The 24,838-nt window shown below is 27.9% G+C and carries 26 protein-coding genes; 6 read left to right on the top strand and 20 right to left on the bottom strand.

Annotated elements, in window-relative coordinates:
• Nucleotides 1-254 precede the first annotated feature (254 nt).
• Genes truA through IQC44_RS08520 form a run of 10 tightly spaced genes read right to left on the bottom strand, consistent with a single transcriptional unit; the run spans nt 255 to nt 9,710 of the window.
• Nucleotides 255-977: a tRNA pseudouridine(38-40) synthase TruA gene (gene truA, locus IQC44_RS08565; protein WP_198305948.1), complete on the bottom strand. Its 723-nt coding sequence runs from the start codon at nt 975-977 to the stop codon at nt 255-257.
• Nucleotides 978-980: 3 nt separating this feature from the next.
• Entirely contained in the window at nt 981-1,997 is a 1,017-nt protein-coding gene (locus IQC44_RS08560) for an LptF/LptG family permease (RefSeq protein ID WP_198305947.1), read from the bottom strand.
• Nucleotides 1,994-2,533, bottom strand: coding sequence for a prepilin peptidase (locus IQC44_RS08555; RefSeq protein ID WP_198305946.1), 540 nt, complete (start codon nt 2,531-2,533; stop codon nt 1,994-1,996). The genes IQC44_RS08560 and IQC44_RS08555 overlap by 4 nt, the downstream gene beginning before the upstream one ends.
• Entirely contained in the window at nt 2,490-3,176 is a 687-nt protein-coding gene (locus IQC44_RS08550) for a di-trans,poly-cis-decaprenylcistransferase (protein WP_198305945.1), read from the bottom strand. Before IQC44_RS08550 ends, IQC44_RS08555 begins: the two co-directional genes overlap by 44 nt.
• Complete coding sequence (coaBC, locus tag IQC44_RS08545) at nt 3,173-4,384, bottom strand: bifunctional phosphopantothenoylcysteine decarboxylase/phosphopantothenate--cysteine ligase CoaBC (RefSeq protein WP_198305944.1); 1,212 nt, start codon at nt 4,382-4,384, stop codon at nt 3,173-3,175. The genes IQC44_RS08550 and coaBC overlap by 4 nt, the downstream gene beginning before the upstream one ends.
• 6 nt (nt 4,385-4,390) lie before the next feature.
• On the bottom strand, nt 4,391-5,698 hold the full coding sequence (gene glmU / locus IQC44_RS08540; protein ID WP_198305943.1) for a bifunctional UDP-N-acetylglucosamine diphosphorylase/glucosamine-1-phosphate N-acetyltransferase GlmU: 1,308 nt from the start codon (nt 5,696-5,698) through the stop codon (nt 4,391-4,393).
• Nucleotides 5,699-5,721: 23 nt separating this feature from the next.
• Nucleotides 5,722-7,662 (bottom strand): ankyrin repeat domain-containing protein, encoded by a 1,941-nt coding sequence (locus IQC44_RS11775; RefSeq protein ID WP_198305942.1) that lies wholly within the window; start codon nt 7,660-7,662, stop codon nt 5,722-5,724.
• Nucleotides 7,663-7,706: 44 nt separating this feature from the next.
• A complete protein-coding gene (locus IQC44_RS08530) occupies nt 7,707-9,287 on the bottom strand; it encodes a helicase-related protein (protein WP_198305941.1) in 1,581 nt (526 codons plus the stop codon).
• The gene (locus IQC44_RS08525; protein WP_198305940.1) at nt 9,287-9,532 is read right to left on the bottom strand and encodes a type II toxin-antitoxin system RelE family toxin; all 246 of its coding nucleotides are present in this window, start codon (nt 9,530-9,532) and stop codon (nt 9,287-9,289) included. Before IQC44_RS08525 ends, IQC44_RS08530 begins: the two co-directional genes overlap by 1 nt.
• The gene (locus IQC44_RS08520) at nt 9,516-9,710 is read right to left on the bottom strand and encodes a hypothetical protein (protein ID WP_198305939.1); all 195 of its coding nucleotides are present in this window, start codon (nt 9,708-9,710) and stop codon (nt 9,516-9,518) included. Before IQC44_RS08520 ends, IQC44_RS08525 begins: the two co-directional genes overlap by 17 nt.
• A gap of 87 nt (nt 9,711-9,797) precedes the next feature.
• Here IQC44_RS08520 and trmA point away from each other — a divergent pair, with 87 nt between their 5' ends.
• Nucleotides 9,798-10,922 (top strand): tRNA (uridine(54)-C5)-methyltransferase TrmA, encoded by a 1,125-nt coding sequence (gene trmA, locus IQC44_RS08515; protein WP_198305938.1) that lies wholly within the window; start codon nt 9,798-9,800, stop codon nt 10,920-10,922.
• An 11-nt stretch (nt 10,923-10,933) separates the two neighbouring features.
• Here trmA and mnmG read toward each other — a convergent pair whose 3' ends face one another.
• A complete protein-coding gene (gene mnmG, locus IQC44_RS08510) occupies nt 10,934-12,802 on the bottom strand; it encodes a tRNA uridine-5-carboxymethylaminomethyl(34) synthesis enzyme MnmG (protein WP_198305937.1) in 1,869 nt (622 codons plus the stop codon).
• 105 nt (nt 12,803-12,907) lie between these two features.
• Between mnmG and ribE the strand changes: the two genes are divergently transcribed.
• Nucleotides 12,908-13,516 (top strand): riboflavin synthase, encoded by a 609-nt coding sequence (ribE, locus tag IQC44_RS08505; RefSeq protein WP_198305936.1) that lies wholly within the window; start codon nt 12,908-12,910, stop codon nt 13,514-13,516.
• On the opposite strand, the gene mreC is transcribed toward ribE, so the two are convergent.
• From mreC to IQC44_RS08470, 7 genes are read right to left on the bottom strand one after another with little or no spacing between them, the layout of a single operon-like run.
• Complete coding sequence (mreC, locus tag IQC44_RS08500) at nt 13,513-14,304, bottom strand: rod shape-determining protein MreC (RefSeq protein WP_198305935.1); 792 nt, start codon at nt 14,302-14,304, stop codon at nt 13,513-13,515. The genes ribE and mreC overlap by 4 nt on opposite strands.
• A 3-nt stretch (nt 14,305-14,307) precedes the next feature.
• The gene (locus tag IQC44_RS08495; protein WP_228286304.1) at nt 14,308-15,336 is read right to left on the bottom strand and encodes a rod shape-determining protein; all 1,029 of its coding nucleotides are present in this window, start codon (nt 15,334-15,336) and stop codon (nt 14,308-14,310) included.
• Nucleotides 15,337-16,560 carry an ATP-dependent Clp protease ATP-binding subunit ClpX gene (clpX, locus tag IQC44_RS08490; protein ID WP_198305934.1) on the bottom strand — a complete coding sequence of 408 codons (1,224 nt, stop codon included), beginning with the start codon at nt 16,558-16,560 and terminating at the stop codon, nt 15,337-15,339.
• On the bottom strand, nt 16,553-17,350 hold the full coding sequence (gene lpxA / locus IQC44_RS08485; protein ID WP_198305933.1) for an acyl-ACP--UDP-N-acetylglucosamine O-acyltransferase: 798 nt from the start codon (nt 17,348-17,350) through the stop codon (nt 16,553-16,555). Before lpxA ends, clpX begins: the two co-directional genes overlap by 8 nt.
• A 12-nt stretch (nt 17,351-17,362) precedes the next feature.
• Nucleotides 17,363-17,806, bottom strand: coding sequence for a 3-hydroxyacyl-ACP dehydratase FabZ (gene fabZ / locus IQC44_RS08480; protein ID WP_198305932.1), 444 nt, complete (start codon nt 17,804-17,806; stop codon nt 17,363-17,365).
• A gap of 53 nt (nt 17,807-17,859) precedes the next feature.
• Nucleotides 17,860-18,903 carry a lipid-A-disaccharide synthase gene (lpxB, locus tag IQC44_RS08475; protein WP_198305931.1) on the bottom strand — a complete coding sequence of 348 codons (1,044 nt, stop codon included), beginning with the start codon at nt 18,901-18,903 and terminating at the stop codon, nt 17,860-17,862.
• Nucleotides 18,900-19,973: an epoxyqueuosine reductase QueH gene (locus tag IQC44_RS08470; protein ID WP_198305930.1), complete on the bottom strand. Its 1,074-nt coding sequence runs from the start codon at nt 19,971-19,973 to the stop codon at nt 18,900-18,902. Before IQC44_RS08470 ends, lpxB begins: the two co-directional genes overlap by 4 nt.
• 176 nt (nt 19,974-20,149) lie before the next feature.
• Here IQC44_RS08470 and IQC44_RS08465 point away from each other — a divergent pair, with 176 nt between their 5' ends.
• From IQC44_RS08465 to IQC44_RS08450, 4 genes are read left to right on the top strand one after another with little or no spacing between them, the layout of a single operon-like run.
• A complete protein-coding gene (locus tag IQC44_RS08465; RefSeq protein ID WP_198305929.1) occupies nt 20,150-20,425 on the top strand; it encodes a hypothetical protein in 276 nt (91 codons plus the stop codon).
• Nucleotides 20,426-20,465: 40 nt separating this feature from the next.
• Complete coding sequence (locus IQC44_RS08460; protein WP_198305928.1) at nt 20,466-20,777, top strand: nucleotidyltransferase family protein; 312 nt, start codon at nt 20,466-20,468, stop codon at nt 20,775-20,777.
• Nucleotides 20,770-21,138, top strand: coding sequence for a HepT-like ribonuclease domain-containing protein (locus tag IQC44_RS08455; RefSeq protein ID WP_198305927.1), 369 nt, complete (start codon nt 20,770-20,772; stop codon nt 21,136-21,138). Before IQC44_RS08460 ends, IQC44_RS08455 begins: the two co-directional genes overlap by 8 nt.
• A gap of 11 nt (nt 21,139-21,149) precedes the next feature.
• Entirely contained in the window at nt 21,150-22,169 is a 1,020-nt protein-coding gene (locus IQC44_RS08450; RefSeq protein ID WP_198305926.1) for a hypothetical protein, read from the top strand.
• Nucleotides 22,170-22,176: 7 nt separating this feature from the next.
• Here IQC44_RS08450 and IQC44_RS08445 read toward each other — a convergent pair whose 3' ends face one another.
• On the bottom strand, nt 22,177-23,523 hold the full coding sequence (locus IQC44_RS08445; RefSeq protein ID WP_198305925.1) for a sodium-dependent transporter: 1,347 nt from the start codon (nt 23,521-23,523) through the stop codon (nt 22,177-22,179).
• 43 nt (nt 23,524-23,566) lie between these two features.
• Nucleotides 23,567-24,769 (bottom strand): NAD(P)/FAD-dependent oxidoreductase, encoded by a 1,203-nt coding sequence (locus IQC44_RS08440; protein WP_198305924.1) that lies wholly within the window; start codon nt 24,767-24,769, stop codon nt 23,567-23,569.
• Nucleotides 24,770-24,838: the final 69 nt, after the last annotated feature.

Genomic DNA, 24,838 nt, shown 5'->3' with positions numbered 1-24,838 from the left:
AGCTCTTTATAAGATTTATATATTTAATATTTCAAATTAGAAAATTAAATAATTTAAAATATTAGTACAAAATAATTTATAAAGATATTAAATTTGAGATTTTTTTGGTTTTATTAATAATTTGTTGAGTTTATTTACTATATTATGAAAATGTTCTCTTTTTCAACCATTTTTTTATGTAAAATCAAATTAAAATTTTTACTTCTAAATTTTGGCTATTTTATAAATATCAAGAAGGATTTTGATATTTACCCTTAATATTTTATTTTTGCTAAATACAAACCATTTGGATTTGCAGGTGTTTTAAAGATATGTTTTTTTAAGTTAAGTTGCTCTTTTAAATCTTCTATCTTTAATTTTTTATCATTAATTGCCAGTAAAAAACCTACCATTAATCTTATTTGAGATCGTAAATATGAGTTTGCTTCAAATTTAAAAACATAAATATCTTTATATTTATAAAATTTTGCATCGAAAATTTCTCTTTTTGTCTGCTCTTTTTCGCTACCTGTTTTGTGAAAATATTCAAAATCAAAAATTCCTATAAACTCTTTTATCGCCTCTTTTATTAAAGTTTCATCGATATTTTTTACATAAGTTATATATTTTTGATTAAAAGGTGTGGTTTCTTTTGTTGTAATTAAATATCTATAAACTCTTTTTTTTGCCCAAAATCTTGAGTGAAAATCATCATCTACTCTATTGATTTTCAAAATTTTTATACTTTTATTCACTCTTTTATTTATGATTTGTTTTAATTTATTTAAATCTTCCCAATGTTCTGGTATTTCACAATTAAAAACTTGTCCACTTGCATGAACATCTTTATCTGTTCTTCCACTAAGTATTATTTTTGTTTCAATATTTATACTTTTAAAGACTTTTAAAAGTTCATCTTCAACAGTAAGCTTATTTGGTTGTTTTTGACTACCAAAAAATGAACTGCCATCATAAGAGATAGTAAATTTTAAATTCAAAATTTAGTACTCTTTTTTGATAGTTCTTGAGTATAAAACATAACTAGAAACAAGCCAAACAAGTGGAATAATATATAAGGCATGAAGAAGCAATCTATCTGCTATATATTTCATAAGTACATAATAAATAACAACTGTCAAAATAGAGTAAGCAACTGTTTTATTTTTCTCATATCTTGGATTAAAATAACCAAATGTTATTACAAAAAACAAAGATATAAGAGGAAAAATTGAAGTTAATATAAAAAAGGTAAAATCATCTATATCTTTATTATTTTTAAAATTACTTATCCAATAATCATAAGTATTAGTGAAATTATCAGCTTTTGTATCAGCTAAAGAGTCATTTATATATAATTTATCATACTCAATCTGATTTAGCTCTTTGTTATCCATAATATAAACAACTCCATCATCTAATCTAAAACTTAAAAAACCTTTCTCATTGTTTAATTCAGCCTCTTTGCTTATTACAAATTGGTCTTTATCTTTCTCTGCTTGAAATAGTTTTAGGTTTTTAAATTTATTATTCTCTTTTGAATCAATATAAATAAGCCAATCTCCAAATTTTTGTCCAAATTCACTCTCTTTTATATTGAAATTTGACTCTTTTTTCTTAATTTCTATAAATTGTTTTGATAAATATTTTGTTTTTGGAATCAAAGCAACTGAAATAACTAAAAGTAAAATTGTTAAGATAAAAGTAATTGGGAAGAATATTCTCAATACTCTTTCTGGGTTCAAACCAAATGATGTAATTACTGTAAGCTCATATTCACTAGATAACTTTGATAAAGTTATAGCCAAAGATATAAAAAAGGTAATAGGCAAAGTATAAAAAATAATTTGTGGAATTGAGTATGAGAATAGTTTAAATAACTCGAAAAAGTTCATAGTAATAATTGATGTAAGACTTGCTATTTTTACTAAGAAAACCATAGAAGTAATAAAAAATAGCCCTAAAAATATAGGAAAAAAACTAATAGCTAATTGTGAATGTAAATAGTTGTTTAATCTCAATAAAAATCCTTAAAAATATCTGTTAAATTAAAAAAATACTCAATAAAAAAGCCTATAACAAGAGATGGTATAAACGGAACTTCTCTCTCTTTTTTCATAAATCTTAAATACATTTCATGTATTATAGCAATAACTGCACTTAAAAATATTGCAAAAACTGCCTCATTTAAACCCAAAATTATACCAAATGTAGCAATTACTGGAATATCGCCCTCGCCCAAAGCTGTTTGAGTTTTTAAACTCTCATCTTTTAAAACTCTAGCTTTTATATTTTGTATATAAAAAGTTACGATAAAGTTTAATAAAACCAAAGCCCCAGCACATAAAAAAGCATTTTTTAGGCTATCAAAAAACTCATATTTTGTAACAAAAAAAGATAAAATAAGAGCAAAAAGAAGTAGATAATCAGGCACTGCTTTATATTTTAAATCATAAATTGCTAAAACAATTAAATTTATAGAAAAAACTATAAAAAGTAAGTTCTCAAATATATTAAACTGCTCCAAATCTTCTTTGCCTTTTTTTAAAATCTTCAATTATATCTTCAATCTCTAAAGTTGTAAAATCTGGCCATAGAGTTGTTGTAAAAAACATCTCTGCATAAGCATTTTGCCAAAGCAAATAGTTTGAAAGCCTTATTTCACCACTTGTTCTTATTAATAAATCAACATTTGGAATTCCAGCTGTATCCAAACAGGCTTCAAAATTCTCTTCATTTACTTCAAGATTTTTCTCATTTAGTTTTTTTATAGCTCGTAAAATCTCGTCTTTTGAACCATAATTTAGTGCTAAAATTTGAGTAAGTCCTTTTGCATTTTTTGTTTTTTCTTCCATATCTTTTATTGTATTTTGTAAAGATTTTGAAAATTTACTAATATCTCCAATAGCTTTAAATTTTATACTATTTTGTAAAAATATATCTAACTCATTTTTCAGATATTTCTCCAAAAGTCTCATCAAATATTCAATTTCGAGCTTTGGTCTATTCCAATTTTCAGTTGAAAAAGCATATAAAGTAAGATATTTAACTCCTAATTTAGCACTATGTATAGTGATATTTCGTACAGTTTTTGCACCCTCTTCGTGTCCTGCTGTTCTTTTAAGTCCTCTATTTTCTGCCCATCTGCCATTTCCATCCATAATAATGGCTATATGTTCTGGAAAATTATTTGAACTCATATATTTTTACTTTCAAGAAAATCTAAAATCTCTATTGATAAAGCTAGTTTTTCTCCACTAAAAGATTGTGTAAAATCTTTTGAGATTAACTCTATTTTATTTGTAGAACTTCCAAAACTATTTGAGTCTTCAAGAATATTTAGACAAACCATATCAAGTTCTTTTTTTTCTAACATATTTGTAGCATTTTTAAGTGCATTTTGCTTATCTAGTTCTGCTTTAAATCCAACACTTATAAAATCTTTTTTATCTAATGATTTTAAAATATCTATGTTTTGTACCATTTCAAGTCTAAAACTATCTCCTAAACTCTCTTTTTTTAGTTTCCCATCAAAATGACTTTTTGGAATATAATCACTTACAGCTGCTGCTTTAAACAAATAAGGCTTTTTACTTAGTTTCGCATTTTTCATAAATTCTTGCAAAGCTTCAAACATCTCACTTGAACTTTGCACAACTTTTAGTTCTATATTTTTTGCTATATTTTCATAACCTCTAGTGCTAACTAATTTTACATTTGCACCTTTTAAATATAAAGCTTGAGCCAAAGAACTTGCCATTTTTCCACTAGAAAAATTTGAGATATATCTTACCTCATCAATTTTCTCCAGTGTTCCACCACCACTTATAACTACATCTCTATTTTCCCAATATGATGTTTTTAAAAGCTCTCTTGCACACATATCAAAAATATCTTTTGGTTCAGCCATTGCACCATTTCCAATATCTTTGCAAATAAGCTCTTTTGTTTGAGTAGGAGCAATTTTATAGCCAAAATTTTTTAGTTTCTCAAAATTTTCCAAAGTAATTGGATTTTCTATCATATTTGTATTTGCTGCAGGTGAGATAATGATTTGTTTTTTAAAAGCTAGAATTGTTTGAAGAGTTAAGTTATCTGCCAAACCACAAGCAATTTTATTTATACTATTTGCACTAAGTGGTGCAAGAACTAAAATATCAGCCCATTTTCCAATATCTATATGATTATAATCTTGATTTTTATCCCAGTTTTCACTATTTTCATCTAAGATTTTATTTTGTGAAATAGCTTCAAAAGTTATAGGATTTATGAACTTTTTAGCACTTTCACTCATAATCACTCTTACATTTGCACCAGCTTTTATAAAAAGTCTTATTAGCTCCAAGCTCTTATAAATAGCAATTGAGCCTGTAACTCCTAATAATATATTTTTATCTTTTAAAATCATTACTGTTTACTTTTTTGTATTTTTTGCTTGTTCAAAGTGTTTGTAAAAATAGCCATCTATCACTCTTTTTTCAGCTCTATTTACAAACAATTGCCCTTTTTTTACACTATTTGTTACACAGCTTCCAGCACCAATTAATACATCATCTTCAATAGTTACAGGTGCCACAAATTGTGTATCACTTCCTACAAAAACATTTTTTCCTATAATTGTTTGATATTTATTTACTCCGTCATAATTGCAAGTAATTGTTCCACAACCAATATTTGTGCCACTATCTATTGTACAATCTCCCAAATAGCTTAAATGCCCAGCTTTTACACCTGTTAATATAGCTTTTTTTGTCTCTACAAAGTTTCCTATATGAGTATCTATTATTTTGCTATCAGGTCTTATTCTTGCCATTGGTCCAACATCGCTATTTTCAACTATTGAGTTTTCTACAACAGAATTTGTTTTTATATGAGAGTTTATAATTTTAGAGTTTCCAAGTAAGCTTACACCATTTTCAATAATGCTTTCACCCTCTATTTCTACACCCTCTTCAATATAAATTGTATCAGGAAGTCTCATAATAACCCCAGCTTTTAAGAACTCTTTTTTGATTCTATTTTGATGAATAACTTCAGCATCAGCAAGTTCTACTTTTGAGTTTACCCCTTTGAAGTTCTCTTCACTTACATAAATTGGTTTTAAAACTTCACCACTATTTATTGCCATCTCTACTAAATCTGTAATGTAATACTCTTTTTGTGCATTATTGTTGTTTAATTTTGGTAAGTTTTCAAGTAAGAATTTTGTATCAAACTGATATATTCCTGCATTTGCTGTTGTGATTTCTAGCTCACTAGCATTTGCATCTTTTTGTTCAACTATTTTTTTTACATTACCATTTTCTATAATAACTCTTCCGTATCCATCTGCACTTTTTAGCTTTAAAACAGACATTACAATTGTTGCATTTATATCAAATTTTTCTAGTTCTACAGCTTGAATTAAAGGCATATCTCCATTTAAAACCAAAACTTTAGAGTATTTTGGAACAATATTCATAACAGCTCCACCAGTCCCTGGGAAATTCTCGTGGTCTTGAATTACAAAGTTTATATTTGAAAAGTATTTCTCTATTTCAGCTTTTACTTTTTCAAATTGATGATATAAAACAACAGTTACATCATCACTTAGTTTTAAAGCCTCTTTTATAGAGTAATAAAGCATTGGTTTTCCAGAGATTTTATGCAAAACCTTTGGCAAAGTTGATTTCATTCTTGTACCTTGTCCAGCTGCAAGGATTATTACAGATTTTTTATTCAAATTTATTTCCTCATTTTTAGTTTTTAATTTTGAGCCAAAGCTTCATTTACTTCTTTTTTTAGATTTTCAACAACAGATTCTAAAGTACTTTTTACATATCCATCTGCACTATTTTCCAAAACCATTTTGTCCAAATTTCTCTCTCTATCTTTGAAAAATTGAGCAACTTTTCTATTTTTTACATTTTTATTATACATTAAAACCCCAGCAGCAACCAAAGTCATAATAAGCTTTGCATGTCCAAAAATAGCAGCATAATTTAAGATAGTAAATCCACTATTATCAGGTTGATTAATATCAGCACCAGCAGCGATTAGCCATCTTGCTATTTGAAAATTCCCTTTCCATTGAGTATGATGAAGAGCAGTCCTTCCGTGAATATCTTTTAAACTAAGATTTGCTTTTTTTGTAAGAAGTTTTTCAACTACAGCTATGTCATTTGCTATAACAGCCTTATGAATTACTGTTCTTCCTTCAATATCTTGGACATCAACACTAACACGATATTTTAGGAAATTTACAAGTCTTTCAAAAAAACTGTCTTTCTCTTTTTTCTCTCTAATATTTAAACCATCTTCAACCATAAAAGCTAAAGGTGTTCTTCCTTTTTTATCTTGAGCATTTAGATTTATCCCATAATTTGCGATAATTTTTAGAGTTTCAAAATCATTGTATAAAACTAAATCAAATAAAATATTTGTTCCATCTAGTCTTGGAATATTTATATTTGGTTTACAAGTAAGAACTTTTTTTAGTAAAATATCGTATTTTTCACCCTCTTTATAAATCGTTGCTAACTGTGGAGTTAATTTTTTTAGATTCTTTGTAACAGCTATTAATTCAACAATAATATCTATAACACTTTTTTCATCAATATCTTTTATATCGATATTAGCACCTCTTGCCATTAAAAAATCTATCATTTTATAGTTTGAATAGCCTTTTAAAATCTCATTAAAAATAATATTTCTATTATTTTCATCTGTAATATTTACATTTGCCCCACATTTTATTAAAAAATCTGCATTTGCAAAGTTTTTATTTTCTATCTCTTTTTGTAATGTTGTTTTTCCATTATCATCAACAGTATCGATTTGTAAACCATTTTCAATAAAAAGTAATGCCAAAGATAGATAATCTCTTTTTGGCGATATAAACTTATATCTTCCTTCAAGATTTTTCACTTCATTTGCTTGTAAATCAACTATATATAAAAGTTCATCGATAATATTTCTATTTTTATTATCAACAATATTCATATTTATATTTTTCTTAATCAAAGCTTCAATAACATGAATATTTAACTCTCCTTGAATAATCGCATTAAAAAGTACATTCTCCCCATTTTTATCAAGAAAATTGACATTTATTCCGTGATTTATTAAGGTTAGTGCGATATTTGGATCGTCTTTTAAAACAGCATAAAAAAGGGCAGTTTGATAGTTGTTATCTAGTGAATTTATCTCTGCGACATTATTTACAACATCTTTTAAGATATTTATATTTTTTCCTTCAATTGCATGAAAAAGTACAGTTTTTCCTTCACTATCTTGTATGTTGAAATCTGGTTTGTAGGTCATTAAAACTTGAAAAATCTTCTCATTTGATAAAATAGCAGTGCTTTGTAAAATAGTTCTTCCAATAGAATTTTTGGCATTTATATCATAACCATTTTCTAGTAAAAATCGCACCATTGCGCCATCAGATTTTTCACAAGCTTCATCTAGTGGAGTTTTTTTAAATTTATTTTCTAAATATATATCAACCCCACTATTTAAAAGTAATTTTATAGCATCATATTTTTTAGAAGAAACAAGTAAAAAGAGCAAACTATTACCATTTTCATCTTGTTTATTTATATCAATACCTTTTTTAATCGCTTTTTCTAATTTTGAACTCTCAAATTTATCAGAAAAAAGATCTCTATAAAAAGCCTCTTCATCAACCTTAAAAAAACTAAACACCTAAACCCTTTTTGTAAAATGTTAATATTTTATCCAAATTTGAATTAAAAACTTTTTCTAGCTCTTTTTCTAAACTCTTTTGGTTTATCTTGCTTTTTAGAAAAGGTTTTTTGCTTAGCCTTATCTCTCTCATATCTTCTTTCAAAATCTCTATCATCAATTAAATTTAATTTTAATGATTTTTCTATAAATGCATTAAAAGAGTTTCGTAAAATAAAGGCTTTGTCATGGTCTGGAAAAAGTTCTGGTAACTTATACGAAAGCCATAAATATAAAGAGATTTTTTTAACCTCATCTTCAACTAAAAGTAAATCTCTTTGAGTAATAGCCTTTTTTGGCAAAGTAATAGATGGTTTATAGTGATTTACTCTTTTTTTAATAATACTTGCAATATATGAATCATAAGCTTGTACGATAATAGTCGATTTTGTAGTAATTGGAGCTTGTGCTAGAAGATATTTCTCTTCTAAAGTTAGCATCTCTTTTCTATCCACAATTTTTGAAGCTTCAAGCATAGATGATAGATTTGCAGCTTCAAAAGGACCTGAAAACTTCATATTTTGTGCAAAAAAGTTTAGTACCTTTGTTAAAGATTTTGTTTTTAAATGCATTGAGAGATTTTCAAGTTGATTGTTGTTTATTTTTACTTTAAATGGTGGTTTTATAGTCTTTATTGGAGCTTCAAACTCATTTTTTATATATTCCAATACATCTCTTCTTGTTGCTCCTAAATATCCTGCTTCAAAAAGCCCAAATCTTCCAGCCCTTCCAGCTATTTGAACTATCTCATTTACAGATATTTTTCTTTTACTAATACCGTCAAATTTTGTATCTGTTGTAAATAAAATTGTTTTTATTGGAAGATTTAATCCCATACTTATTGCATCTGTTGCTATTAGAATTTGGCTTTGTTTCTCCCTAAATCTTCTTGCTTCATCTCGTCTTACTTCAGGAGATAAGTTTCCATAAATCACAGATACACTATATTTTTTTTGAAGTTTTTGTTTTAGCTTTAAAACTTCTGCTCTTGAAAATGCAATTAACGCTGTTCCATTTTCAAGATTTTCTAAACCTGTATATTTTTTAAGAACCAAAAGCGGATTTTTTCTTTTATGTTTAATTACTTCTAACTCTTCGCCTAAATATTGCACTATTTTTTTTACAGCTTCAAGTGCATTTACACTTCCTGTCATTATTACTTTTTTAGCTGGAACTCCAATAATTGCATTTACCCAAGCCCAACCTCTATCAGAGTCTTCAAGCATTTGAACTTCATCAATAACTGCAACATCAACTTCTAAATCAAAATCTAGCATCTCAATAGTTGAACATATATGAGCTGCATCTTCATTTAAGTGTTGCTCTTCGCCTGTTATTAAAGATGCTTCAATATTAGCCTCTTTTAAAGCTTCATAACCCTCCAACGCTAAAAGTCTTAAAGGTGCTAAATATAACCCACTATTCGCCTCTTTTAAAGCTTTCATAGCATTATATGTTTTTCCACTATTTGTGGGTCCCACATAAAACTCTAGTTTTCTTTTTAAACTTCTTGCTAGTGGATAAAGTGTTTTTAAATCGCAGTTTAATAAATTTTTTAAATCTTCTTGCCAGTTGTTTTGTTTCATTATTTATAACTCTCTTTTCTATGTAAAACTCTAGCAATAATAATACAATCATCACTTATATCAAACAAAACTCTATAATCTGCTATTCTATATCTATATGATGGTTCAAAATTTGTTAGTTTTTTTATATTTTGGACATTTGGATAGTTTTTTAATTCTAAAATTTTCTTCTGAATTTTGTTCTTATATGGTTCACTAATATTTTGTAAATCTTTTATTGCAGACTTTCTAATACTTATTTTCATTTTTTAAATACTCTTCAAAGTCTATTATTTCATCATCTCTTGTATCTTTGATTAGTTTTAAATCATCTAAATCTTCTTTAGAAACAATCTCTATTTCATCTTTTTTGAAATTATTGAGTAGTTGAATAAGCTTATTCATTAAAGAGTCATCTTTTACATTTATAACCAATGATTTCATACAAACTCCTTTTAAAATTCCTAGATTATATCCAAAAAAAGCAAAGTTTCTATATAATAAATTTTTAAATAAAAAGGATATTTTTTAATGACTTGTGAATATTTTGGAACTTGTGCATCTTGTACACTGTATGATAAAACTTACGATGAACAACTAAACTATAAAGTAGAAAGAGAGAAACAAAGATTTTCAAATTTTACAAATATAGATTTTGACATCATAAAAAGTGAACCAAAAAACTTTAGAAATCGTGCTGAATTTAGAATTTGGTGGGAAAAAGATGAACAAAATGATAAAGATATTTTATCTTATGCTATGAATGATATAAAAAAAGATATTTTAGAAATAGACTCTTGCTCTATTGTAAGCCCTGATATTGCGAACCTTATGCCAAAAATCTTAGAAGATTTGCAAAGTTCTATGATTTTATCTTTTAGGCTTTTTGCTATTGAGTTTTTAGTAAGTTCTACTTCTGATATGCTTGTAACTTTGATTTATCATAAAAAACTAGAAGATGAGTGGATAGAGTTGGCAAAAAATCTCGAAGCTAAACTAAATATCAAAATAATTGGAAGAAGCAGAAAACAAAAAATAGTTTTAAGCAGTGATTTTATAAATGAGACTTTAAATATAGAAAATCAAAAATTCCACTTTGCATACGAAGAAAACGGCTTCACTCAACCAAACACAGCTGTAAATGTACAGATGATAGAGTGGGTTTTACAAAACACTCCAAAACAGAGCAAAGATTTATGCGAACTATATTGTGGTGGTGGAAATTTTACAATTCCATTATCAAAAAAGTTTAACAAAGTTTTAGCAACTGAAATATCAAAAACATCTATAAAATCGGCTCTTAGAAATTGTGCTTTAAATGATATAAATAGTATTGAGTTTATAAGAATGAGTGCTGAAGATTTTGTACAAGCTTTAAATGAAGTTAGAGCTTTTAATAGACTTAAGAATATTGATTTAAAATCGTATGATTTTAGCACTATTTTTATGGATCCACCAAGAAGTGGTTTAGATGATACAACTAGAAACTTAGCAAAAGATTTTGAGAATATTATATATATTTCCTGTAACCCTGAAACTTTGCATAGAGATTTACAAGAACTTACAAAATCTCACAAAATTGTAAAATTCGCACTGTTTGATCAATTTGCATACACTGAACATATTGAGTGTGGAGCAATTTTAGTAAAAAAATAGAAGAAAATCTTCTATTTTTGTTTTATAAACATATTCAAATTAAGATGAATAATATCAAGAGCAGCAGGAGTAATACCAGATATTAAACTTGCATTATAAAGTGTTGGTGGACGATGTTTTTCAAGCTTCTCAACAACTTCATTTGAAAGTCCAGCAAGTCCTTTATATGAAAATTCATCTGGAATACTTAATTTCAACATTTTTTTCATTTTTTCTATCTGTTTTTGCTGTTTTTGAATATATCTATAATATTTTGCTTCAATAATTATTTGCTCTTTTAAATACTCATCAAGCTCTTTTAAACTAGGCACTAAAACATCAAATTTCTCTTTATCAATAGTATTTCTTCCTATTAAATCTATCAATAAAACCTTATCATTGATTTTCTCTTCTCCAATACTTTCAAGAAGTTCTAAAACCTCTTTTTTTGAAGTTATCCAACTGTTTGCCATAAATTCAACTGCATCTTCAAGAGTTTTTCGCTTATTTTCGACTTTTTCTATTTGCTCTTTTGTGATTAATCCCAACTCATATCCATATTGGCTTAGTCTTAAATCAGCATTTTCTTCTCTTAAAAGAAGTCTATATTCAGCACGGCTAGTAAACATTCTATAAGGTTCATGTGTTCCTTTTGTAACCAAATCATCGATTAAAACCCCAATATATGCCTCATCTCTTCGCAAAATAAAAGGCTCTTTTTCATCTATACTTAAACTTGCATTTATACTAGCCATCAGCCCTTGAGCAGCTGCCTCTTCATATCCTGTTGTTGCATTTATTTGCCCTGCATGATAAAGGTTTTTTATCTTTTTTGTTTCCAGTGTGTGTTTTAGTTCTGTTGGATCAACATAATCATACTCTATTGCATAACCATATCGTACAATCCTTGCATTTTCTAATCCCTTTACAGAGTGTATCATCTGCTTTTGAACTTCAATAGGAAGTGAACTAGACATTCCATTTATATAATACTCTGTACATTTTGCTGTTTGTGGCTCTAAAAATAGTTGGTGTCTATCTCGCTCAGAAAATCTTTTTACTTTATCTTCAATACTTGGACAATATCGTGGTCCTAGCCCTTCTATTTGTCCTGTATATATTGGGGCTCTATGGAAATTTGCAGCTATCAGTTCGTGAGTATCTATATTTGTGTAAGTTACATAACATGGGTATTGCGTTGGATTAAAAGTTTTTTTGTCTGTTCTAAAAGAAAATGGTGCTGGTTTTATATCACCTCCATGCATATCCATAACAGAAAAATCTATACTATTTGCATCAAGTCTTGAAGGAGTTCCAGTTTTTAGTCTTCCTACATTTAAACCTAACTCTTTTAACTGAATTGATAGTGTTGATGATGGTAACTCCCAAGCTCTTCCTGCTGAGTAAGTATTTTCTCCAATATGGATTAATCCTCTCATAAAAGTTCCTGTTGTAAGGATAGTTTTTTTCGATTTAAACTCCTCTCCCAACTTTGTTTTTACACCTTTTACTTCATCATTTTCAACTATCAAAGAGCTTACCTCATCTTGATAAATATCTAAATTTGGAGTGTTATGGCAAACTTTTCTCATATACTCTTTGTATTCATCCATATCAATTTGGGCTCTTGTTCCTTGAACAGCCGCACCTTTTGAGTCATTTAAAATTCTAAATTGTATTCCTGTAGCATCTGTGCAAAGTCCCATTTCTCCACCAAGAGCATCTAGCTCTCTTACTAAATGCCCTTTTGCCAAACCACCAATTGCAGGGTTACAACTAGCTGCTCCAATTTGTTCAACTAGCATTGTAATTAATAGTGTTTTTTTACCTAGCCTTGCACCAGCAAGTGCTGCTTCAATACCAGCATGTCCAGCTCCTACAACGATAATATCGTATTGCATTATTTTCCTTTTTTTAAAGAGTATCAGATTTTTAAATATTAGTAAAAATTAGCTTCTTATAAATTTTTGGCTATTATAACTAAATTTTATCTAAAGGTTTTTTAAGTGTTTACAGGTCTTATACGAGAAATGGCTAAGGTTTCAAGCTTTTCAAACAATATTTTAACTCTTAAAGCAAATTATACTCCTAAAATTGGTGATTCTATTGCTGTAAATGGAGCTTGTTTAACTGTTGTTAAAATTTCAAATGGAACTTTTAGTGTAGAGTTATCTCCAGAAAGTACAAGCCTTTTAGCTCTTGAAAACTACAAAAATGAAGTTCATATTGAACCAGCTATGCAACTAGGTGATAGATTTGAAGGTCATATTGTTCAAGGACATATCGATTGTGTTGGGACCATTGAAAAAATAGAGAAAAATGGAAATTCAACTGATTTTTATATCAAAGTTCCAAAAGAGTTTATAAAATATATGATAAATAAAGGAAGTGTAGCAATAGATGGGGTTTCTTTGACTATAAATGAAGTTTTAAAAGATAGTTTTAGACTTACAATTATTCCTCACACAATTCAAAATACACTCTTTAAAACCTACAAAGTAGGAAGCCGTGTTAATATTGAAACAGACTTATTTGCAAGATATGTTTACAATATGTTTAAAAAAGATGATAGCTTATCATGGGGTGATGTTGATAGGATTATGGCTCACTACTAATTTGTTTTTTGTAAACTATTATGTGAATTTTGACTATTTCCATAAATATAGAAATACCTTTTTTTACTAGCATTTATATATGGTTTTACTTTTGCTATTTTCATATCTGCTAAAGCTGTAACTTCAGTTACAACACCAACTTTTAAACCTTCATAAAAAATATTATCCATTCCAGAAGTTATAACTTCATCTCCCTCATTAATCTCTGCCAAAATTGGAATAAATTTTATTTGAAGGCTATCTTCATTTTCAGATGACATTATAATTCCTGGACTTTTTTCATTTCCAATAAAAACAGAGTATGAACAATCTTTGTTCCCATTTAAAAGTCCAATTGCTCTATTTTCTTGATTTACAACTATTCCAGCTGCAAAATTATCTGAAATAAGACCTAAAATTTTATCACTTTGTAGATATTTACCTAGCCAAACTTTTGTAAAATCATTAAAACTAATGTAGGAAATAACTTTTACTAATTCAACTTGTTCATCTGCTTGAGTTAGGTTTAGATTTGCTAAAAACTCATTTTTAATCTCTAGCTCTTCTTTTGCAATATTGTATAATATTTTATAATCTCGTAGCTCTTGGTTTTCTAATTTTAATTCTTCGATTGTTTTTACTTGACTGAAATATTTTTCAAGTGAGTTAGAAATACTTAAAACATTTTTTATATAAAATGTTTTAACATCATTTAAAAATGTAAAATTTTTTACAATAAACTCATCAGCTTTAAATATATAAGCTAAAATGGCTATTGTAAAAAATGCTACAAAGATTAATTTTCGCATATTTTAGTTTGAAATTAGTTTTAATAATTCTGGTTGTTCTAATACTTTACTTGTACCATAAGCTACAGATAAAAGTGGTTCATCAGATATTTTTACTGGTAATTTAATAATATCAGCAAGGTAAGTATCTAATCCTCTAATTAAAGCTCCACCGCCAGTGATTATTACTCCATTATCAACAATATCACTTGCTAAATCTGGTGGCATATTTTCTAATACACTTTTTATTGCACTAGCTATCTCTCTTAAAGGCTCTTTAATTGCAGTTCTTACACCTTCGCTTCCAAACTCAATAGTTGATAGAAGCCCTGAATTATCTCTTCCTTTTACTTGCATTTTAAGTTCAGTTTCAAGTTTTATTGCAGCACCTATTTCAATTTTTATATTTTCAGCTGTTCTTTCACCTATGTATAAATTGTAGTTTTGTCTTACATGTTCTGTTATTGCTCTATCTATTTTATCTCCACCAACTTTAATTGATCTACATAAAACTAATCCACCAAGTGAAGTTACTCCAATCTCAGTAGTTCCACCACCAATATCAACAATTACATAACCAGATGGTCCTGATACATCAATTCCAGCTCCAATTGCTGCTGCCATTGGTTCTTCTACTAAAAATACTTCTCTAGCTCCTGCACTCATTGCTGACTCTTCAACAGCTTTTTTCTCAACTTGAGTAATGCCATATGGAATGCAAATAATTACTCTTGGTCTTATAAATGATTTTCTTGAGTGTGCTTTTTCTATAAAATATCTAATCATTCTTTCTGTCATTTCAAAATCTGCAATTACACCATCTTGCATAGGACGAACTGCTTTTATATTTAAAGGAGTTTTTCCAATCATCTGTTTAGCTTCTTGACCAACTGCTAAAATTCTATCTTTTCCATTTTTCTCACTTTGTATCGCTACAACTGATGGTTCATTTATAATAATTCCTTTACCTCTTATAGAAACAACAGTATTTGCTGTTCCTAAATCGATTGCCATATCAGTTGAAAAAAATCCTATTAATTTATCTACAATCATCTATTTATCCTTTGCTATAACTTTTGGTTCACCAGTTTTTAAAACAACATCTTTTGAAATAATAATTTTTTTATTTTTATATTTTGGAAGGTCAAACATAATATCAAGCATAATATCTTCTAAAATTGATCTCAATCCTCTTGCACCTGTTTTTCTTTTTATTGCTAAATCAGCAAGTTCTAAAAGTGCTTCTTTTTCAAACTCTAAAGTTACTTTATCCATCTCAAAAAGTTTTACATATTGTTTGATTAGAGCATTTTTTGGTTCAGTTAAAATATGAACCATATCTTCTTTTGTAATCTCATTTAAAGTTGCAACCATATGAAGTCTTCCAATTAATTCTGGAATAAGTCCATATTTTACTAAATCATCTGTTTCAACTTTTGAAATAACTTTTTCTTCATCATTTTTTGATTTTTTTTCATGGTTAAAACCTAAAACATTTGAACCTTGTTTTCTTTTTATAATATCTTCTAAGCCATCAAAAGCTCCACCACAAATAAACAAAATATTTGAAGTATCAACTTGTAAAAGCTCTTGGCTTGGATGTTTTCTTCCACCTTTTGGAGGAATATTTACTAAAGCACCTTCAACAATTTTTAAGAGTGCTTGTTGAACTCCTTCCCCTGAAACATCTCTAGTTATACTTCTATTTTCACTCATTCTTGCAATTTTATCTATCTCATCAATAAAAATAATTCCTCTTTGAGCTTTTTCTATATCACCAGAGGCAGCTTGAACAAGTCTTGTTACAACATTTTCAACATCATCTCCAACATATCCAGCCTCTGTTAAACTTGTTGCATCTGCAATAGCAAGTGGAACATCAAGATATTTTGAAATAGTTTGTGCAAGAAGTGTTTTTCCACTTCCTGTTGGTCCAATTAAAAGTACATTTGATTTATTTAATTCAATATCACTTTCCAGCTCATCTTTTCTAAAAATTCTTTTATAGTGGTTATAAACAGCAACTGAAAGAACTTTTTTTGCTCTATCTTGTCCAATTATATACTCATCTAAAATCTTTTTTAACTCTGCTGGAGTTTTTATTTTTATATCTTTTGGTTTTGTTGAAGTAGAATTATCTTCATTTAAAACATCACCATTCATAATATCATAAGCTGCACCTACACAAGATTTGCAAATACAAGCATTATCGCCAGTTATAACAGGATTTGCTTTTGTATCAGCTGCTCCACAAAAATCACAAATTATTTTACTCATCACTACTCTTTACTTTTCTTTCAAAAGGTATTCCTCTTTTTGTATTTAATACAAAATTAGCTAACTCTTTTACAAATTTATTTTGGCTATTTTCCAACTCTTTTGCAACTTCTTGCAAAGGTTTTCCAGACTCAAAAAGTTCTCTATATGCTGATTTTACAGCATCTATATCTTCTCTATTTTCAAATCTTCTTCTAAGACCTGTTAAATTCAATCCTCTTAAAACTGCTTTATTTCCCTCAGCTAAACAAAATGGAGGAATATCTTGTGCAACAGCACTTGCTCCTCCAATCATAACTTGAGTTCCAATTTTACAAAATTGATGAATTGGTGTTAATCCACCAACAACAACAAAATCATCACACTCAACATGCCCTGCAAGTGTAGCTCCATTTGCAAAGATACAATTGTTTCCAATAATACAATCATGAGCCACATGAACATAACCCATAAATAAATTATTATCTCCAATTTTTGTTACACTACCACCACCAATAGTTCCAGGATTAAATAGAGTGTACTCTCTAATTTTATTATTATCCCCAATTATTAACTCAACATCTTCGCCGTTGAATTTTAAATCTTGCGGAATTGTTCCAATACTAGCATGAGAAAAGATATGATTATTTTTTCCAATTGTTGTTTTTCCAGCAATTACCGTATGTGAATCAATAATAGTTCCAGATCCAATTTTTACATCTTTTCCTATTATTGTAAAAGCACCAATTGTTACATTTTCGCCTAAAATCGCACCATCTTCAATTATGGCAGTTTTATGAATATTCTTCATTTTAATCCTAAATTATTTATCAACAATCATAGCTTTAAATTCAGCTTCAGCTGTAAGCTTTCCGTCCACATAAGCTTTTCCTTCAAGCACCATTAAAGTACTTTTCATCTTAACAGCTGTTAATTCATAATCTAATCTATCACCAGGTCTTACTGGATTTCTAAATTTTGCTTTATCTATACTCATAAAATAGATAACTTTTTCTTTCATCTGTTCATCTGTAAGACCTGAACTTTTTAGTGCTAAAACTCCACCACATTGTGCCATACCTTCAAGTATCATAACACCTGGATAAATTGGATGTCCTGGGAAATGACCTTGGAAAGCTGGTTCAGATATAGAGATGTTTTTAAAACCTTTTATAGATTTTGCTACTTCCATTTCTGTAATTCTATCTACCAATAAAAGTGGGTATCTATGAGGTAAAATCTCTTGGATTTGTATAATATCAAACATAATAATTCCTGAATAAAAATTTGCTAAAGTTGATGATTATATCTAAAAGAAGTTTAGTTTTCTATAATCTTTGCTACATTTGAGGAGCTACCGTACTTTAAATAAGCTCTTAAAAGCTTTGAATTTTCAAAAAACTTCTCTTTATTAAAGCTATTATAATCATCTAAAAGATTATTTATATTTACATTTTCTTGTAAAAATTCACTATGAAGTTGCTCTTTACCCATTTTCTCAAAAAAGATATTTGCTAATCCAACATAGTTTAACTTTACAAATGTTTTTCCTATAAAAAAGTCTAGTTTTTTTGCAATATATGCTAAAGTAAATGGAGTTCCAATAAGTGCTGCTTCAAGTGTTGCTGTTCCACTACAAATAAAAGCATATTCAGCACTTATTAAAGCTTCGTGTGCATTTTTTGAGATTGTAAACTCTTGTATATCTCCATAAGTTTTTTTGATATATTCATCATCAAATTTTTGAGGAATTACTAAAACATACTCTTTGTTTGGAATTTTTTTGATTAACTCTTTAAAAATAGGCATAAGATTTTTTATCTCTGTTTTTCTACTTCCTGGCATAAAAACTATTTTTCCAGAGTTTGAAAGCTCTTTTTTAAACTCTTTTATCTCATCTAAAAGTGGATGTCCTACATAAGATATTTTGTTTTTATCACTATAGATTTCACTTTCAAAAGGCAAAATAGAACAAAGTTTTGAACAAGTTGCTTCAAGAACTTTTACTCTTCCTTTTTTCCAAGCCCAAGCTTGTGGTAAGATATAGTATATAATCTCTTTATTTGGGTATGTTTGTCGTAACTTTTTTGCCAATGGAAGATTAAAGCCAGAGCTATCAAGTAATAAAACTTTATCACAATCTTTTGCTAGACTTACAAGTTCATCTCTAAGCCTAAAAAAAAATCTTAGTTTTTTAAGTGCATCAACAAATCCCATAATAGCAAGGCTTGTTAAATCATAAAGTGGATTTCCTAACTCTTTATCAAAAACTCCAACAAACTCAACATCACTACTTAAATATTTTTTTAACTCTTTTAAGTGAACATTTGAAGAAGCTTCCATAGCACTTACTAAAATTTTCAAATCAAACTCTCCCTTACATCTTCATAAGTAATACTATCAATAAAAATTTCATACTTTTTATCTGTAATTTCATCAAGAACAATTAAAGCTGATAAATCAAAACTTGAGTTTAAAATAGTGTTTCTAACTTTTAATTCTTCTTCAAACTTTAGTGGTGTATAGATTAAATCTTTTACACTTTTATAATCTGTTTTTGCAAAACTATTAAATGTTTCTATTGAAATAAATTTAACTTCATCTCTTGATAAATAAGAGATTCCATCTTTTTCATACTCAACTTTTGCTTCAATTTTTTTTCTTGAAATTGTAGAATAAGCAAAAATATATGATGGAATTGCCTCTTTTTCAAGTACGATTTTTCCAGATAAAAGTCTATAATTTAAAAATCTTTGTTTGATGATTTTATACTCTTTTTGCTCTTCTTCAAGAGTGTTTCTTTTTTTATAAAGCTCTAATCTTTCTTCTATTGATTCGGGCAGAATTTGATTTGAAATAGGATTAAACATCTCATCCATAAGTTTTTTTTGGTTCTCTCTTTGAGAAGTAAGCCCAAACAGACAACCACAATAGTTTTGTCTATAAAGGCTATTTTCTTTTACTCTTTTTCCTTGAAGTTCCATTCCATTTCCAGATCTATAATCTTTGAAAATAAACTTCACACCTGTTTTTTTCTCTAAATTATTTCCTATAATATCAAGCTTTTCTTGAGATTTTTTTGGTGAGATTAGAAGTGTTGTTGTAAATTTATCATGTCCTAATTCAAGTGCTTTTTGTACACTATTATCAAGCCTATCATCATAACAAACTGTACATCTATCTCCTTTTTCAGGCAAATGCTCCATTCCTTTTACTTTTTTTAACCACTCTTCCAGATTGTAAGAGCCTTCAATTAAAGGAATACCTAATTTTTTGCAAGAGTATTCAACATCTAAATATCTAAGTCTATATTCACTATAAGGGTGAATATTGGGGTCATAAAAATATCCTACAAGTTTCTCATCTGGATACTCTTCTTGGATTTTTTCTAAAAAATAGTGGCTATCAACAGCACAACAAATATGTACTAACATAAAAACCTTTTAAATATAAAATAAGGTACAATTATAGTTAAAAATTTTTAAACAAAGGATTTACTATCAAAAATTTACTTTTTTTAGCAATTATTTTATTTTTTATCACTGGTTGTAGCCAAAAAGAGCCACAATTAAGCTCAAATAGTGCAACAATTTTATTTAAAACTCCTAATATGAAGTTTCACGATAAAGGTTTTATTTTTAAATACAAAGATTATACACAAGTTCAAATTTTTAATGCTGGTGTTGCTATTTTGGATATGAAAATATATGAAAATAAGGTTTGTAAAAGCACTTTTAAATGTCAAGATATGGAAGTTTTTAATAAAGAGAATCTAAGCTCCACTTATCCAAAGAATTTTCTAAAAAACCTTTTTGATAAAGAAGATAAAGAGATAATTCATAGAGATGGCGAAAATGGTATTTTGATAAAAATAATTAGAGATTAATTATATGTTATAATTTTAATTATCTTCATAAAGGATTACTATGCTTGATAAAAATTCAATTATTTTGAAACTAAAAGAGTTAAAAGAAGTTTATAACAAAGAGGGTTTTATTATTAAAGGTCTTTTTGGTTCTTACTCAAAAGATGAAGCCACAAAGAATAGTGATATAGATATATTAGTTGAAGCTACACCACTTTTTGCTTCAAAATATGGTTTTAATGCGATAAATAGAGTAAATGAAATAAAAAATGAAATAAGTTCTTTCTTTGGAAGACCTGTTGATTTAGCAGATAGTTCAAATATGGGTAAAACTGCAAAAAAATTTATAATAGACAAAACAATTTATGTATAATCAAAATATCTCAAAAATATATTTAGTGCTTGAAAAAATAGAATATATTGAAAAAATTATAATAAATTGTGGTTCAATTTCAAATGCACTAAACGACATTATTACAAATAGACCTGCTATTTTAATGCATTTAACTGCAATTGCAGAACAATTTAATAAATTAAAAATAAAAGATGAGAAAGAGATTTTAAGTTTCTTTGATAAAGAGGATTTACGAGGTCTTTATGATGTAAGAACTTATATTGCACACGATTATGAGGGAGTTAATCTATCTATAATTGAGTGGATAATTAGATTTGGATTAGCTAAAGTTAAAGAAAATTGCAATAATGCAATAATTCATTTTAATAAAAATAATTAGGGATTAAATAAATGATAAAAAATATTAACACAGATATTTTTAGAATTGATGAATCAAGGATAGGTTCTAGTAGTCCAAGCATAAAAAATGAAATTAAAAGCAATAAAGAAAACCAATATTTTGACAATTTTGAATACCTCCCCGAAAACTCTATTCATAAAGGTCAATATGGAGGAAAATATTTTTATGAAAACACATTTAAAGATCAATATTATCACGAAAATGAAAGACGATACCAGTGGCTAATGGCTACAAAAGATAATGCTTTTGAAGATGCAAAAGATTTTGAAAATTTTGTATATAAATGGATGGATAAAGGTTTATCCTTTGACCAAGCAGTTGAAAGAGCAGAATTATATGCTTATGCTGGAGTTTTGGACTATGGAAAACAAAAAGTTGCAACATTATATGATTTGCCTTATCCTGATCCAAAAAATCATGGTTTTCATCTAATAGATAATCCAGTTTTAAAAAAAGCTTTTATAGAGACCCTTGATCAATTAGAAGGGGAAGCACCTTTTGATTTAGTGTTCTCTTTATTTGGAGATATTGCATGGTTGTCTGGAAATCCTGATTTATGCGAAAAAGCAAATGATACAGATGGTTTTTTGGAAAAGTTTCAAGCTTTTGCTTTGAAACTAGAAAAACTAAAAGAGGAAAATCCAGATGATTTTAAAGATATAAAATTTTCATTTACTGGTGATATAACTATAAATTATAAACAATCTATAGATTATCAAAACTTTATTCTTGAAACTATAATTTCTTTTTTTGAAGATAGATTGGATTATTACGACAACTTACACAAAACTGCAAGTTTTCAAATGTTTTATGAATACCCTTTGTCAAAAGAGGAACATAATGAAATAAGAGAACAATCTTTGGCAACCGTTAGAGACCCACTAAAAAAACTTTTAGAAAATTTTAAAAATAGTGCTTCGCAATACAATAGTAATATAAATGAAAACAACTCTATTTTAAATCAATATACAAAAAACAATAGACCAAATATTTTAAATACTATTCAATAAAAAAGAGTTAGAAGTCTAAAACTCCTAACTCTTTTAACATCAAAGCCAAAATAAATAGTGGTGTTAAATATCTTAGAATAAACAACCAAACTTTAAATAAAAACTCTCCCATATATGGCACAAGATTTTTTCTTACAAGATTTTTGTCCATAATAAAAGCAACAAATATGGAAATTGCAATTCCACCAAGAGGCATTAAAATTGCTGAAGTTATAAAATCAAACCAATCAAAAAGATTTTTATTGCCAAAAGTAAGAAGCTCTTTAAAATCATTTGACATAGATAAAATTGCCATTATCCCCAAAATATAAGATATTAAAGAAATTGTAGTTGTAGCTTTTTTCCTAGAAAATCCCCTTCTTTCTATTAAATACATTACAGCTGGTTCTATCATTGAAACTGCTGATGTAATAGCTGCAAATGCCAAAGCTACAAAAAAGAAAACAGCAAAAACAACTCCAGCACTTCCCATCTCATAGAAAATAGCAGGAAGAGTAATAAATACCAAACCTGCACCTTTATCTGGACTTGCATCTGCTGTGAAGATGATAGAAAATATTATAAGCCCTGCTACAATTGCTGTTATTACATCCATAATCACAACAAATAAAGCTGCTTTAAAAATATGAGTATCTTCACTTATTGATGATGAATATGTCAAAATAGTACTCATTCCAATAGATAGACAAAAGAAAGCATGACCAACTGCTATTAAAATTGAGTTTGTATTGAAATTCTCAAAATCTGGATAAAACATAAAATGAAAAGCTTTTCCAAATCCATCAAGAGAAAAAGAGTATAAAAGCATAAATAAAAATATCAAAAATAGTGCTGGAATTAAGCTATTGTTTAACCTTTCTATTCCATCTTTTACACCTTTTGAAATAACATAAGCAATAGCAAGAAATACAAGAGTAAAATAAAAAATCTGCGATAATATACTGTTTTGTGAATAGTTCAGAAAATAGCTTTCTGCTTCATTTACACTTGCTGGTAAAGAGTTAAAGGATACTCCAATATAGTGTAAAATCCAAGCAATAACAACTGGATAAAATGAGATAATTATAATTCCTGTAAGAAATGAGAAACCAATATATTTAAAATATTTACGATTTTTTGGAGAGAGTTCTTCAAAAGTACTAACTGCATCTTTTTTTGCTATTTTACCTAAAATAATTTCAGCAATAAATACAGACATTCCAATAGTAAAAACTGTAAGTAAAAAGACCAAAACAAAAGCTCCACCACCATTTGCACCTGTAATATATGGAAATTTCCAAATATTACCAAGTCCTATGGCACTTCCAGCAATTGCTAAAATATAACCAATTCTTGAAAATCTATTTTTGTGCAAAAACAACCTTTATAAAATTCTTGAAGTATATTATCAAAAAGTTCTATAATCTTTTAAGTTTTGCATAACCTTTTTTAATAAGTTTTAATAAAGGTCTTCTATATGAGCTAAATACATATTTTTTAATCTCATAAGCTAGTCTTCCTTTTACAGTTAAAAGACCATAAATATCACCAGCAGCATAAGACCCACCAAGAGCTATTAAAATTCCATCTAATTTAGGGTCGCATTTTAATAAAGGTCTTCCATCCATTAGTCTTAAAAGATTAATACCTGCATTTTTACCACTAATTCTGGCAATAGTAACATTCGGAGGCATTATTTCACCTTTTTTGTTTCTAATTTCTGCAATATCTCCAACAGCGAAAATATTTTCATAAGTAGTTGTTTGCATAAACTCATTTACAATTACTTGACCTTTTGCATTTTTCTCTATATCATCAATTTCACTTAAAATCGTAGAGGCTTCAACCCCTCCTGTAAATACAACAAATGAGTGTTGAATTTTTGTTCCATTTGAGAAATGACAAAAACCATCTTCAACTTTTTGAAGCTTTATTCCTGTTATTACATTTATTCCTAAATCTCTTAATCTTTTTTGAGAAATATTTATTAAATCTTGTTTTAATCCTGGAAGAATAGAAGAAGAGCTACTAATCAAAGAGATTTTCAAGTTATCACATGAAAATTTTCCCCTTTTGAAAAATTTATTTGAATAGTGTGCCATCTCAGCTGCTATTTCAACTCCAGATAAACCAGCTCCAACAACAACAATATGAGTATCTTCACACTCTTTTGCTTCATCTCTTACCTTTTCAAATAGCTGTTTTTCAAAGCTTTGCTTAAATGTAATTGCTCTATGAAGTTTTTTAATATCATCAGCATTATTAAGCCCTGGAATAGAAGGTGGGAAAAATGTTCTTGTTCCAGCTGCAACTATTAAATAGTCAAATTCAACAGTTTCTTGCTCTTCTGTATAGATTTTTTTTGCTATTTGATCAATTTTTCTAACTTTTAAGTTTTTAAACTCTAAATGTTCGTGATCAAAACCTTTGATTAATGTAGTTAAATCAATAGTTACATCAGCAAAATTTGAGTTGTTTGCTATTAAATCATAAACCTCTGGCTGAAGATTATGATATGTATGTTTGTCTATTAAAGTAATTTTTATATTTTTATTTTTTACTAACTCACCTAATGCATAAATTCCTGCATATCCACCACCGATTATAACGACTCTCTTCATATGAGACAAACCTTTTATTTGATTTAATTTTAGTTCAAACTTTTTGTATTAATTTGGACAGAATAATAT

Origin of the sequence: Arcobacter vandammei, assembly GCF_016106035.1 — a bacterium.
Classification (GTDB): domain Bacteria; phylum Campylobacterota; class Campylobacteria; order Campylobacterales; family Arcobacteraceae; genus Aliarcobacter; species Aliarcobacter vandammei.
Note: the sequence above shows the minus strand (reverse complement) of the source record. Positions and strands in the feature narration are given on the sequence as shown.

Coding starts and splice junctions, on each gene's coding strand:
- mreC (WP_198305935.1), bottom strand. CDS start 14,304: ATGCGAAAATTAATCTTTGTAGCATTTTTTACAATAGCCATTTTAGCT.
- mnmG (WP_198305937.1), bottom strand. CDS start 12,802: ATGCAATACGATATTATCGTTGTAGGAGCTGGACATGCTGGTATTGAA.
- coaBC (WP_198305944.1), bottom strand. CDS start 4,384: ATGATTTTAAAAGATAAAAATATATTATTAGGAGTTACAGGCTCAATT.
- clpX (WP_198305934.1), bottom strand. CDS start 16,560: ATGAGTAAAATAATTTGTGATTTTTGTGGAGCAGCTGATACAAAAGCA.
- IQC44_RS08495 (WP_228286304.1), bottom strand. CDS start 15,336: ATGATTGTAGATAAATTAATAGGATTTTTTTCAACTGATATGGCAATC.
- IQC44_RS08550 (WP_198305945.1), bottom strand. CDS start 3,176: ATGAGTTCAAATAATTTTCCAGAACATATAGCCATTATTATGGATGGA.
- IQC44_RS08440 (WP_198305924.1), bottom strand. CDS start 24,769: ATGAAGAGAGTCGTTATAATCGGTGGTGGATATGCAGGAATTTATGCA.
- IQC44_RS08455 (WP_198305927.1), top strand. CDS start 20,770: ATGTATAATCAAAATATCTCAAAAATATATTTAGTGCTTGAAAAAATA.
- IQC44_RS08470 (WP_198305930.1), bottom strand. CDS start 19,973: ATGTTAGTACATATTTGTTGTGCTGTTGATAGCCACTATTTTTTAGAA.
- IQC44_RS08530 (WP_198305941.1), bottom strand. CDS start 9,287: ATGAAACAAAACAACTGGCAAGAAGATTTAAAAAATTTATTAAACTGC.
- lpxA (WP_198305933.1), bottom strand. CDS start 17,350: ATGAAGAATATTCATAAAACTGCCATAATTGAAGATGGTGCGATTTTA.
- IQC44_RS08460 (WP_198305928.1), top strand. CDS start 20,466: ATGCTTGATAAAAATTCAATTATTTTGAAACTAAAAGAGTTAAAAGAA.
- IQC44_RS08465 (WP_198305929.1), top strand. CDS start 20,150: ATGAAGTTTCACGATAAAGGTTTTATTTTTAAATACAAAGATTATACA.
- trmA (WP_198305938.1), top strand. CDS start 9,798: ATGACTTGTGAATATTTTGGAACTTGTGCATCTTGTACACTGTATGAT.
- IQC44_RS08520 (WP_198305939.1), bottom strand. CDS start 9,710: ATGAAATCATTGGTTATAAATGTAAAAGATGACTCTTTAATGAATAAG.
- fabZ (WP_198305932.1), bottom strand. CDS start 17,806: ATGTTTGATATTATACAAATCCAAGAGATTTTACCTCATAGATACCCA.
- IQC44_RS08525 (WP_198305940.1), bottom strand. CDS start 9,532: ATGAAAATAAGTATTAGAAAGTCTGCAATAAAAGATTTACAAAATATT.
- IQC44_RS08450 (WP_198305926.1), top strand. CDS start 21,150: ATGATAAAAAATATTAACACAGATATTTTTAGAATTGATGAATCAAGG.